The sequence below is a fragment of the Flagellimonas pelagia genome (assembly GCF_003584135.1).
Classification (GTDB): domain Bacteria; phylum Bacteroidota; class Bacteroidia; order Flavobacteriales; family Flavobacteriaceae; genus Flagellimonas; species Flagellimonas pelagia.
This window is the reverse complement of record NZ_QXFI01000008.1, coordinates 115,462-127,932: the sequence shown is the minus strand read 5'-3', so window position 1 is coordinate 127,932 and position 12,471 is coordinate 115,462. Positions and strand designations below refer to the sequence as shown.

Sequence of the window (12,471 nt, the reverse complement as noted above, 5' to 3'; positions counted from 1 at the left end):
ATTTATTCAAAGGTAAAATTGATGAAAATACCACGGGTGCGCATGGCATTGATGTTACCCGTCCAAGGACTATTGGGGTCGTTATCGGGAACGAGTTCATTGGTCAGCGCAAATACTCCCCGAATGGATGGGGTGAATTTGAAATACTCCGTATAAAAATCGATTCCAAAACCCAGTTCGTAACCATACACGTTTTTCTTCATCCTGAACTCGCCACTGCTGTTATCGTCCAGACTATCTTCCTTGCTGCCCAAGTTGATGGCCGCATAGACCCCACCCTCAATAAAAGGTTTCCAGTTGCCGATCCTACGGGTACTGGCTTTCAACAATAACGGAAAACGAATATAGGTGGAGCGCACTTCTCGGATGGCATCGGCCTCTGTGGTAAATCCAGGGAAGCCCAAGGTGCGGGCTGTATAGAGTAATCCAGGTTCAAAACGGGTATCCAGAAATTCATTGATATTAAGCTCCCCGATCAACCCCACATTAAAACCAATACTTTTGTCGACCAAGATATCCCTGCCAATATCATTTTTGTATTCAAATTGAAAATCATATTGGTTTAAACCGAGGTAATAGCCCCAGTTCAAAAGTCGTTTGTCCTCATTCTGAAGATTGAGTATGGGATCTTTGCCAAATTGCGCAATGGACTTTGGACCTGTCAATATCAAGAGCCCAAATAGGATGAGGATGTTTTTCATTAATCTACTTTGTGGCGACATAGATGGTGGCTACACCCAATGTCTGGGGTTTGTTCTCTATTCCTATAAACCCAATTTTGTCCAAAATATTGTTGAAGGCCTTGCCATGTGGGAAAACTGATGCCGATTCGCTTAAATATTGATAGGCCGATCGGTCCTTGGAAAAGATTTTACCTATGGCGGGCATGATGTATTTGGTGTAGATGCGATACCCTTGCTTGACCGGTGTTTTGGTCGGTACGGAGGTTTCCAGGATGAGCAGATGGCCACCAGGCTTCAATACCCTTCGGATTTCCTCTAGACCTTTTTCCAGATTTTCAAAATTACGGACGCCGAAGGCCACAGTCACCGCATCAAAGGTGTTGTCGTCAAAAGGAAGGTTTTCACTATCACCAACGACCATTTCAATGGTATCCTGAAGATTTTTTTTGGAGACTTTTTCCTTTCCTACTTCCAGCATCCCAGGGGACAGGTCCAATCCTACAATCTTTTCCGCTCCCGTTTGTGACAAGGCAATGGCCAGATCGCCGGTTCCGGTTGCAATATCCAAGATGTTTTGTGGATGTTGTTCTTTTAAAAAGGCCACAATGCGTTTTCTCCATTTTACATCGGTTCCAAACGAAATTACCCTATTAAGACCATCGTAGCTGCCCGAAATGTTATCGAACATTTGTTTTACCTGTTCCTTCTTTCCAAGTTCCGATTCCTTGTAGGGCAATACTTTTTTAGACATCTTTACAATTTGGTGGCAAATATACAACTTACCCATATGGGAGGCAGACAAAAATATTTGTGTAATTTTGCCCAGCAACTGGGGAATCCATTCCGTATTTAGTTAAGAGTATGTCACTTAGACTGCGTTTACCATTCTATTATTCATTTGTGTCGTGCCAATTGGACTTAATTAGGAACTCATCTTATTTTATTCAATGAAGATCATTATTGCTGGAGCTGGTGAAGTAGGGTTTCATTTGGCAAAACTATTGTCGTATGAATCCCAGGATATAACGTTGATCGATACGGACAAGGAAAAATTGTCCTATGCCGATAACCATTTGGACATTCGGGTACTCCGAGGAGATGCTACTTCCATACAGGTATTGAACGATGCCCAGGTGGATGGATCCGATCTAGTGATAGGGGTAACGGCATCGGAGACCACCAACTTGACCCTCTGTTTATTGGCCAAGCAATTGGGCTGTAAAAGGACCATGGCTCGGATTTCGAATACCGAATTTATGGACAACCGTGAAACCATCAAGTTCGAGGAGCTGGGAATAGATGAACTAATCTCGCCGGAACGATTGGCGGCCATGGAGATCCAACTTATGTTGAATCAGTCCGCTTTTAACGACACCTATGAGTTTGAAGGAGGTCTGTTGACCATGTTCGGGGTAATTCTTCCCAGAACAGCTCCTTTTGTGGGCAAAATGGTAAAAGAGGCTGCCCGTATTTTCCCTGAACTTCATTTTATGCCCATCGCCTTGCAGCGAATGGGAACCCAATATACCTTGATTCCCCGTGGGGATACCGTTTTTAAGGAAGGCGATCAGGTCTATTTCATCACTTCCGATAAAGGGGTGGAGGAGCTTTACAAGCTCACGGGCATGCAAAAGCAAGAGATCAAGAACGTGATGATCTTAGGGGGCAGCAAGGTCGGGTTTAAAACGGCCCGCGACCTGTGCGGTAAAAAATTCAATGTAAAATTGATTGAAAAGAGCAAGGAAAAGGCTTTCGATATTGCAGACGAACTACCCCATGCGCTTGTCATCAATGGGGACGGTAGAAATGTGGAGCTGTTGGATGAGGAAAGTTTGGATTCGATGGATGCTTTTATTGCCGTGACCGGAAATTCAGAAACCAATATCATGTCCTGTTTGGTGGCCAAGAACAAGAAAGTAAAAAAGACCATCGCCTTGGTGGAGAACATGGACTATTTTCAATTGTCACATTCCATTGGGGTAGATACCCTCATCAATAAAAAACTACTTGCCGCGAACAGCATCTTTAGGTATATCCGAAAAGGGGAGGTTTTGGCACTGACCCGTTTGAACAACCTCAATGCCGAAATTCTGGAATTTGAGGTGAAGGCTACATCCTTGGTGAACGGTGAGATCATTCGGGAGCTAAATTTCCCTAGGGAAGCGAGCATTGGCGGTGTTATCCGAAACGGTGAAGGTATTATCGCATTGGGAGATTTCAGGATCACAGAGGGAGACAAGGTTGTGGTATGTTGTCTGCCCAAAGCTATTCCGAAGATTGAAAAGCTGTTCCTGTAATGAGGTTGAATATACGAATCATCATCCACATCATGGGGCTGTTGTTGTTGTGCAACGGTTCTTTCATGCTTTTAGCGGCCTTTGCCAGTGCCATGTACAAAGATGGTGCAACCTTGGATATTTCGTTGGCGGCCATTGTGACTATGCTTTTCGGGATTATGGCCATGTTCTATACCCGAGGCCATAAAAAGGAGGTAAAACGCAAGGAAGGTTACATCGTGGTGACGTTTGGATGGATTATCATGTCCATTTCAGGTATGTTACCCTATTTGTTCTCCGGGTCCATTCCAAACATCACCGACGCATTTTTTGAAACCATATCTGGCTATACTACTACGGGGGCGTCCATTTTGGACGATATTGAGGCTTTGCCCAAGGGAGTTTTGCTCTGGCGTAGCTTGACCCACTGGATAGGGGGAATGGGAATTATCGTTCTGGCCATTGCCATATTGCCGCTTTTGGGGATAGGGGGCATGCAGCTGTTTGCCGCGGAGGCACCTGGTCCTGGAGGGGATAAACTTCACCCAAGGATTACCGATACTGCAAAGCGCCTTTGGTTCATCTATTTTGGGTATACGGTGTTGGAGACCATTTTATTGAACGTTGCCGGTATGTCCTTTTTTGATGCTATCAACCATTCCTTGGCCACTATGTCCACAGGCGGATTTTCCACAAAAAATGCAAGTCTGGCCTATTGGAACAACGAACCGATCATCCAATATATCGTGATTGTATTTATGTTTTTGGCAGGGAGTAACTTCGTACTCAGTTATTTTGCCTTGACTGGAAAGGTACAACGGATATTGAAGGATGAAGAGTTTAAATATTACTTCGGTTTTGTGGTCGTTTTTTCCATTTTGGCCGCATTGGGTGTTTACTTTAAGGCCGATGTGCCTGTTTCTGATTTCCATCCCATGGTCTGGGGGAAGGCGGAAAGTGCCTTTAGACACACTTTGTTCCAGGTGTTGACAGTGATTACCACCACGGGATTCGTTACTGCGGATTTTACGGGGTGGACCCATTTTTTAACGGTTTTCTTCTTCGGGCTGATGTTCCTTGGAGGTTCTGCAGGCTCAACGGCCGGGGGTATCAAAGTGATGAGACATATTTTGATCATCAAGAACGGAATTTTGGAGTTCAAAAGAACCCTTCATCCCAATGCGATTATTCCTGTTCGCTATAACCAAAAAACGGTTACGGAACATATTGTCTATAATGTGATTGCTTTCTTTGTGCTCTATATGCTTTTGTTCATCATCGGCGCATTGGTGCTCGGGTTTTTAGGGTTAGATTTTGTTTCTGCGGTGGGAGGTTCGGCCTCGTCATTGGGTAACGTGGGTCCAGCTTTTGGTAGTTTGAACCCCGTCAGCAATTACAACAGTTTGCCCGATGCAGGGAAATGGTGGTGCGGTTTCTTGATGCTTTTAGGTCGATTGGAGTTGTTCACTGTTTTGATTGTTCTGACCCCGTACTTCTGGAAAAAGACGTAAAAGAAAAAACCTCCTGAAGTTTCCACAACAAGAGGTTTTCTAAGATTATTTAGTTTGAGGTTATACCACTGCCTTGATACGGGCTATAGCCTCCCTCAATTCTTTTTCAGATGCAGCGTAGGAAATACGGATGCAATTCGGGTTACCAAAGGCTTCACCGGTCACGGTAGCCACATTGGCATGTTCCAACAAATACAAAGCAAAATCTTCCGCACTGTTGATGGTGGTTCCTTTCAACGTTTTTCCAAAGAAGGATGAAATATCAGGGAACACATAGAATGCTCCTTCAGGTACGTTCAGTTTAAACCCATCGATTTCTCCAAGCAAGTCCAAAACCAAATCCCTTCTTTTGTGGAACTCATCGATCATAAACTGGATTTTGCTCAAAGGAGCGTCCAGAGCAGCGATAACGGCACGTTGGGCAATGGAGTTGGCGCCACTGGTCACCTGTCCTTGAAGTTTGGTACATCCCTTGGCGATCCATTCCGGGGCACCGATGTACCCGATACGCCATCCGGTCATAGCAAAAGCTTTCGAAACACCATTAACGGTAACAGTACGATCGTACATCCCCTCAATTCCGGCAATGCTCACATGGCCACCTGCAAAGTTGATATGCTCATAGATTTCATCGGAAACCACATAAATATCCGGATGTTTTTTCAAAACTTCGGCAAGACCTTCCAACTCTTCTTTACTGTAAACGGAACCGCTAGGGTTACAGGGAGAGCTGAACCACATCATACGCGTATTAGGTGTGATGGCCGCTTCCAATTGCTGCGGGGTCATTTTAAAATCCGTATCGATTCCGGTGGGAACTTCCACGGGAACACCTTCTGCCAATTTTACAATATCGCTGTAACTTACCCAATATGGGGCTGGTAGGATTACTTCATCACCTGGATTCAGGACCACCATGGCCACATTGAACAACGATTGTTTTGCTCCTGTGGACACCACGATCTGGTTCAACCCATAATCCAGACCATTATCTCGTTTGAACTTGCCAGAAATGGATTTTTTCAATTCGGCATACCCATCAACTGGAGTGTAGCTGCTGTAATTTTCATCAATGGCCTGTTTGGCGGCCTCTTTAATAAAATCGGGAATGTTGAAGTCGGGTTCCCCCAAGCTCAAGCCGATAATATCTTTTCCCTCACTTCGTAGTTCACGAGCTTTGGCAGCCATGGCCAAAGTTGCTGACGTGGACATGTTCTTGATCCTGTCAGATAAATGGTTGCTCATCGATTATGCTATTTTACTGGTATTGAAGTGCTGGGTTTTTGCCCAGTTCCTTCAAATGTTTGAAGTGCGAAATTATAGCTTTTCTGGTAGTTTTATACTCGTTGTAGGGCAAATTGAACTCCTTGGCAGTCTGTTTCACAATTTTGGAAATTTTTGTGTAATGTATGTGACTGATATTGGGGAAGATATGGTGCTCTACCTGATGATTCAAACCTCCGGTGAACCAGTTTACAATCTTGTTTTTCGTGCCAAAGTTCACGGTGGTGAACAATTGGTGGATGGCCCATGTATTTTTCATGTTTCCTTCGGCATCCGGTAGAGGTTGGTCCGCATCGTCCACTATGTGGGCCAATTGGAAAACCACGCTCAAGATTACCCCGGCCACGTAGTGCATGATGAAGAAACCAAGCAATACCTGCCACCAAGCGATGTTGGCAAAAATCAAGGGCAATATGATCCAAACGGTCAAATAAATGACTTTGGTAATGACCAAAGTACTCCAGTTCATGACAGGGTTTGGCAATTTTCCGTAGCTGAGGTTACGCTTCATGTAGCGGTACATCTGTTGGAAATCTGTAGTAAGCGCCCAATTGAAAGTGAGCAACCCGTATAGGAAAATGGAATAATAGTGTTGGAATCTATGATGCTTGCGCCATTCTGCATGTTTGGAGAACCTTAGGATCCTTCCGGCTTCCATATCCTCATCGTGCTCATGGATATTGGTATAAGTGTGGTGCAATACGTTGTGCTGCACCTGCCAGTTATAGACATTTCCAGCTAAAATATAAATGCTGCTCCCCATGATCTTGTTCACCCACTTTTTGTTGGAATAGGCCCCGTGGTTCCCATCGTGCATCACGTTCATGCCCACACCGGCCATGCCCACACCCATGGTGATGGAAAGCAACAAATAGGCCCAAAAGGGAAGGTGAAGGGTTAAAATTAAAAAATAAGGGGTCAGAAAAATGGCAAACATCACTATCGTTTTCAAGTGAAGTTTCCAGTTCCCGGTTTTTTTGAGATTGTTCTCGTTGAAGTATTCATTGACACGCTTGTTCAAAGTCCTAAAAAATTGTGCTGAATCCTTTCTTGAAAACCGGATGGTACTCGTATTCATAAAATAATTGTTTTTTACAAAAATAGCTTTTTTAATCCTATGAGATCAAAAGCCTTGTGTTAGAACGGTGTTAAGGTCTTTAAAAGTATTAATTTTGCTAAAAATAAGTTTGCGGGAATGACTGCCGATCTCATCCAAAAATATTTTACGACGCTCACCGAGGACCAAGTGGCCCATTTTAAGGCTTTGGAGGGGCTTTATCAAGATTGGAACCAAAAGATCAACGTGGTTTCCAGAAAGGATATCGACGAACTTTATCTACGGCATGTGCTTCATTCCCTCGGAATTGCAAAAATCCAGACCTTTAACGAAGGAGCTGATATTCTTGATGTGGGAACAGGAGGCGGGTTTCCCGGTATTCCGTTGGCCATCTTGTTTCCAAACGTCAATTTTACCTTGGTGGATGCCATCGGCAAAAAAATTAAGGTAGTACAAGAAGTGATCGATGGGCTTCAACTGGATAATGTAAAAGCCATTCATTCCCGAGTAGAGGAGATTCCTGGACAATTTGATTTTATTGTGAGCAGGGCCGTAGCCGCCATGCCCACGTTTGTACATTGGACCAAGGGCAAAGTAAAAAAGGACTCTGCACACGAACGTAAAAACGGGATACTTTATTTAAAAGGTGGTGATTTGGAAGAAGAGTTGAAAGATTATGCCACTGTCCAAATTTTTGACTTAAAGGAGTATTTTGAGGAGTATTTTTTCGATACCAAAAAAGTGGTGTACCTGCCTCAGAAGTTTAAGGAACGTAGTTAAATACTGTACATTCTTTTATAAACCAATCGGCATTTACGGGCATAATCCTTGCCGAACTGCCAAAGACGGTTATATTTTTCAACCATTTTTTTCCACCAAACATGTATACCTGCGCTCATAACGAATTGTTTTTACAATGTAAAACTAAATAGATTACATTCAAGTAACAATTAATTAACGTTAAATTTACATAAAAAGTATGGAACGCTTCAGGATGTATCTCTTTAAAATCCCATTTTAACCTTCTCCCAAAGTAAGTTTAGTAGTTTTTAGAACAGTATTAATGTGGGTTTTATTGTAGTCTGCTTCCGAGTGAAGAATCATAATTTCTTGTACAAGGTCCCTTCTTTGGTAAGGGAGTACCCGATAACATCACCCGAATTATTCCTGTGGAAGAACACGGGTTCATTTCCTGCATCGGAAAACACATCGTCCACAATATGGAGTACAGGTGATTGCAATCCCTTGTTTTCGACCACCAAGTTTCCTTCTTTCCTATTATAAATCAATTGGACTTGGGAACTCCTTGGATGTTCATAAGTGCCCTCAAATGCGGTGTAAAAAGATGCTGGTTCCGTTTGATTATATGGATTATCATCTGAAAGTATCAGCCCATTACCCAAATTCCAGTTATCGTACTCCATGTAATAGGCCGTACGTTTGGCTGCGTTCAACCCTTGGAGTTTGGCCACCAGATGCAATGCACCATCGATTCCTGCTGAAATTCCGGCCGTGGTGATCACGTTGCCATTATCTACAAATCGGACGTTTTTACGCACGTCCACTTTCAGATAATTGGCCTCCAGATCGGCAAGGGCATTATGGAAGGTGGTGGCCGTTTTGCCATCCAACACCCCGGCTTCCGCCAAAACAAAAGCCCCCGTACATACGGAAAAATGATATTGTACATCCTTTTGGCCCTGTACCCATTTGATCACTTTTTCGTTTTGGGAAGCTGCACCGGAATTACCCCCAAAAAAGGCCAATATATCAGCTTTCGGGGCATTTTCAATGCTGTAGTCGGGCACTACCTGCAATACCCCCTGCGATTTGATAGGTTCCTGTGTCGCTGAAACGGTGAATACTTTGTATCCGGCATAGGTGAAGACTTCCATCGGGCCAGCAAAATCCAATACTTCGACCCCATTTTGTAGATAAAAGGCGATGGTCTTGGAGTCATCCTTTTTCACAAGGGGCATGTTGCAGTGCGAGCAAACGCCAGGAGCATGATGCATGGCATCGTCACACGAGCTACCGCAAGGAGGGCAGATGTATACCGTGTTTTGGGTTTCAGTGTTTTGGGCCATAGTCAGTAATGATGTCAAACAAAGGGCGAGTAAATAGGATAGCTTGTTCATTTTTTGATGATTTGTTCAAAAGTACAATAGGGGAAGACATGGCGAAAGGACAACCATCCGCAGTATTGGGCCAATTATGCTTTCCAATCGGATGGGAGGGAAGTGGTGTGTTTTTTAAGTAGGGAGCGCAGTTGATTGCTGCTTTGGAGGCCACATGCCGTGGCTACCGCGCTTACTTTGGAACCTGCCGTGAGCAATTGAATGGCCCTTTCCACCCGCAATCTGTCCAAATACTCACCAATGGTGATTCCAGTGGTCTTTTTGAAGAGTCGGGTAAGGTTACGGGGACTCATGTGAACTGAATTGGCCAAGTTCTCAATATTGTTTTTCTGCTCAAGATTTTGGGCCAGTAAATCTTGCACCTGATGTATCCTTGTGTCAATATGGTTCCTGTACTGAAGAAAAACACTGAGTTGAGGGTCGTTTTCTGTCCTACGAAGATAAATGACAACTTCCTTGGCAATCTTTGATGCAAACACTGCTCCGAACAATTCTTCCAAAAGATAAAGTGCCAAATCAATCCCTGAAGAAACCCCTGCACTGGAATATAGGTTGCCATCATGTGTGATCAAACGATCCGAAAGTAAATGGGTCTTTGGGAACCTGGTTTTAAAATCTTCCAGATACTTCCAGTGCGTGGTACATTCTTTACCGTTCAAAAGCCCTGTCAATGCCACGAGATATGCCCCAGTGCATACCGAACATATTTTGGCCTTGTTCTTATATTGATGTCTTAACCAATCAAAGAAATCGACATATTTCTTTGTGATGTTGGTATCGTAAAACAAATGTGACTCAAGTCCGGGAATAAAAAGAAGATCGTCGGGACCGAGGGTATGATCGGAAAAAAGTTCAAGGTTCCCCAAGGAAAGTCCGGCGCTTGAAAATTGCATCAGATGGCTTTCCATACTTAGAAAATGGGTTTCCAATGAGGCTCCATATTCCTTGGCCTCATAAAACAAATGTGCAGGACCGGCAATGTCCAGTAGCTGTACTTCTGGGGGAATCAGGAAAAAAGCACGGTGCTTTGTGGAGCATTTCATTCCTATTCGTAAAGTTCGTTAGGATTCGCTTGGGCAATATCCATGAACAGTCTGGCCATTTTTGCACAAACCGTATCAAAAAACAGCTTTCCTTTCTCCGCAGTTGCTTTGGATGGATCGCCTACCCCGGTATCGGCACTGATCTTGGACCATGGCCGCTCCGTCCAGGCCCACCCTTCGGAAAAGGCTTTGATCTTGTTTTTGAATTCTTTTCCATCGCCCCAATCTTCTCTCGGAAGTACCAGTTCGGGAGCCAAATGCAGGATAAGGCTGGTCTCCATTTCATCGGCATGATCGCCTGGAATTTCAAAAATCTCCTTTTTCTCTACCATTTTGAACCAATTGGTCACGCAAAGGAACATGTTCGGAAAGAGCAGTCCCAATTCCCGTACCAGTGCTTCCCAATTGTTGCCTCCGTGGCTGTTCAATATCATGAACTTATGCACGCCCTGTCTTTCCAAAACGGTCAACACGTCCTTTAAAATGGTAAATTGGGTGCTGGGGTTCAGGTTCATATCCAAATAAATGTCCGATTGCCCTGTATTTACACCAAATGGAATGGTAGGTAGTACCACCACCTTGCCACCTTGTTCCCAAGCCAAACGTGCCGATTCTTCTGCGATTTTGGTCGCTTCAATCACATCCGTTGCATAAGGCAAATGATAATTATGGGCTTCCGTGGCACCCCAAGGGAGCACTGCCAAATCAAAGGATTCGTCTTTAAGGTGCTTCCAATTGGTTTCGGCTAAAATATAGGGTCTGGGCATGGTTTTTTGTGTTTAGATCAAATAAAAAAGGCTACCATTATTGGCAGCCTTTAAATTAGGTATTTCGAAATTATCCCAAAAATGGATAACGATAATCTTCTGGGGTAACAAAAGTCTCCTTGATCAATCGGGGAGAAACCCAACGTAACAAGTTTTGTGCGGAGCCCGCTTTGTCATTGGTCCCTGATGCCCTGGCGCCTCCAAAAGGCTGCTGGCCTACAACGGCACCGGTGGGTTTATCGTTGATGTAGAAGTTCCCTGCACAATCCTGAAGGGCCTTGGTGGCCTCCTCTATGGCATAACGGTCGGTGGACAAAACTGCCCCGGTCAAGGCGTACTCGGAAGTGCTATCGACCAATTTTAGAGTTTCACTCCAATCCTTATCCTCATAAATGTAGACGGTGACCACAGGCCCGAACAGTTCAGTGTACATGGTCTCATACTTTGGATTGGTGGTCAGAATAACGGTAGGTTCCACAAAATATCCCACGGACTTGTCGTAACCTCCCCCGGCAATGATCTCGGTATCCTTATCGGCCTTGGCCTGATCGATATACTTGGCCAGTTTGTCAAAAGAACCTTCATGGATCACGGCGGTGATGAAGTTGCTCATATCCTCTGGAGAACCTGGCTTGTTGAAGGATGCCAAATCCGCCTTTACCAGATCCAGTATTTCAGTTGCGGTGGATTTTGGAAGATAGACACGGGAAGCGGCACTACATTTTTGCCCTTGCAGCTCAAATGCACCGCGAACAATTGCAGTGGCCACCTGTTTCGGTTTTGCCGATGGGTGTGCGATGATAAAATCCTTCCCGCCTGTTTCTCCCACAATCCTTGGGTAGGTTTTATAGGAATGGATATTGTTCCCGATCTGTTTCCACAATTCTTTGAATACATGGGTGGAACCTGTAAAGTGCAGACCAGCAAAATCTGGGCTGGCCAAAAGGGTTTCCGAGATCATGACAGGATCCCCCATCACCATGTTGATGACCCCATCGGGAAGACCAGCCTCCTTGAACACATCCATAATGACTTTTGCCGAAAATATCTGGCTATCACTTGGCTTCCATACGACCACGTTGCCCATCATTGCGGCACTGGCAGGTAGGTTCCCTGCTATCGCCGTAAAGTTGAACGGGGTGATCGCGTAGATGAAACCTTCCAACGGACGGTATTCCACACGGTTCCATATGCCTTCGGAAGATTCTGGTTGTTCCCCGTAAATCTGGGACATGAACTCCACGTTGAATCTCAAGAAATCGATCAACTCGCAAGCAGCATCGATCTCAGCTTGGTGTATGGTCTTGGACTGTGCCATCATGGTGGATGCATTGATCTTGGCGCGGTAAGGACCTGCAATGAGTTCTGCCGCTTTCAAGAAAACGGCGGCACGCTGTTCCCAAGGGAGATTGGCCCAAGCTTTTCTGGATTCCAGACAATTGGAAATGGCCTGCTCCACATGTTTTTTATCGGCTGTGTGGTAATGTCCCACCACATGTTTGTGCTCGTGGGGAGGAGACATGGGCTTGGTGTTGCCCGTCTTGATTTCATCAATGCCAATATACAAAGGCACTTCTACATTTCCCTTGTAATAGGCCTTATATTGTTTTAATACCTCGTCGCGTTCCGGGGTTCCCGGGGCGTAGCTTTTTACAGGTTCGTTATATGCAGTCGGAACTTGAAAAAATCCTTTTCCCATGGTGTTGATTTTT

The 12,471-nt window shown here is 44.6% G+C and carries 11 protein-coding genes; 3 read left to right on the top strand and 8 right to left on the bottom strand.

The annotated features are described in order from the left end of the window. Nucleotides 1–2 precede the first annotated feature (2 nt). Nucleotides 3–701 (bottom strand): type IX secretion/gliding motility protein PorT/SprT, encoded by a 699-nt coding sequence (porT, locus tag D2V05_RS01560; RefSeq protein ID WP_119645886.1) that lies wholly within the window; start codon nucleotides 699–701, stop codon nucleotides 3–5. 4 nt (nucleotides 702–705) lie between these two features. Next, a complete protein-coding gene (gene ubiE / locus D2V05_RS01555; protein WP_119645885.1) occupies nucleotides 706–1,434 on the bottom strand; it encodes a bifunctional demethylmenaquinone methyltransferase/2-methoxy-6-polyprenyl-1,4-benzoquinol methylase UbiE in 729 nt (242 codons plus the stop codon). A 196-nt stretch (nucleotides 1,435–1,630) separates the two neighbouring features. Between ubiE and trkA the strand changes: the two genes are divergently transcribed. Together trkA and D2V05_RS01545 are read left to right on the top strand one after the other, a co-directional pair. Then, nucleotides 1,631–2,980, top strand: coding sequence for a Trk system potassium transporter TrkA (gene trkA, locus D2V05_RS01550; protein ID WP_119641941.1), 1,350 nt, complete (start codon nucleotides 1,631–1,633; stop codon nucleotides 2,978–2,980). Continuing rightward, entirely contained in the window at nucleotides 2,980–4,470 is a 1,491-nt protein-coding gene (locus D2V05_RS01545; protein WP_119645842.1) for a TrkH family potassium uptake protein, read from the top strand. The genes trkA and D2V05_RS01545 overlap by 1 nt, the downstream gene beginning before the upstream one ends. 60 nt (nucleotides 4,471–4,530) lie before the next feature. Here the strand turns inward: D2V05_RS01545 and D2V05_RS01540 are convergent, their stop codons facing one another. Continuing rightward, nucleotides 4,531–5,715, bottom strand: coding sequence for a pyridoxal phosphate-dependent aminotransferase (locus tag D2V05_RS01540; protein ID WP_119645841.1), 1,185 nt, complete (start codon nucleotides 5,713–5,715; stop codon nucleotides 4,531–4,533). A gap of 13 nt (nucleotides 5,716–5,728) precedes the next feature. Beyond that, nucleotides 5,729–6,832, bottom strand: coding sequence for a fatty acid desaturase family protein (locus D2V05_RS01535; RefSeq protein ID WP_119641944.1), 1,104 nt, complete (start codon nucleotides 6,830–6,832; stop codon nucleotides 5,729–5,731). A 117-nt stretch (nucleotides 6,833–6,949) separates the two neighbouring features. Here D2V05_RS01535 and rsmG point away from each other — a divergent pair, with 117 nt between their 5' ends. Next, nucleotides 6,950–7,591: a 16S rRNA (guanine(527)-N(7))-methyltransferase RsmG gene (rsmG, locus tag D2V05_RS01530; protein WP_119645840.1), complete on the top strand. Its 642-nt coding sequence runs from the start codon at nucleotides 6,950–6,952 to the stop codon at nucleotides 7,589–7,591. A 320-nt stretch (nucleotides 7,592–7,911) separates the two neighbouring features. Here rsmG and D2V05_RS01525 read toward each other — a convergent pair whose 3' ends face one another. From D2V05_RS01525 to pruA, 4 genes are all read right to left on the bottom strand, one after another. Further along, nucleotides 7,912–8,949 (bottom strand): DJ-1/PfpI family protein, encoded by a 1,038-nt coding sequence (locus tag D2V05_RS01525; protein WP_220473525.1) that lies wholly within the window; start codon nucleotides 8,947–8,949, stop codon nucleotides 7,912–7,914. Nucleotides 8,950–9,023: 74 nt separating this feature from the next. After that, complete coding sequence (locus D2V05_RS01520; protein WP_119645838.1) at nucleotides 9,024–9,992, bottom strand: GlxA family transcriptional regulator; 969 nt, start codon at nucleotides 9,990–9,992, stop codon at nucleotides 9,024–9,026. A 2-nt stretch (nucleotides 9,993–9,994) separates the two neighbouring features. Beyond that, nucleotides 9,995–10,759, bottom strand: a complete 765-nt coding sequence (locus D2V05_RS01515; protein WP_119645837.1) for a creatininase family protein — start codon at nucleotides 10,757–10,759, stop codon at nucleotides 9,995–9,997. Nucleotides 10,760–10,829: 70 nt separating this feature from the next. Further along, nucleotides 10,830–12,458 carry an L-glutamate gamma-semialdehyde dehydrogenase gene (gene pruA, locus D2V05_RS01510; protein WP_119645836.1) on the bottom strand — a complete coding sequence of 543 codons (1,629 nt, stop codon included), beginning with the start codon at nucleotides 12,456–12,458 and terminating at the stop codon, nucleotides 10,830–10,832. Nucleotides 12,459–12,471: the final 13 nt, after the last annotated feature.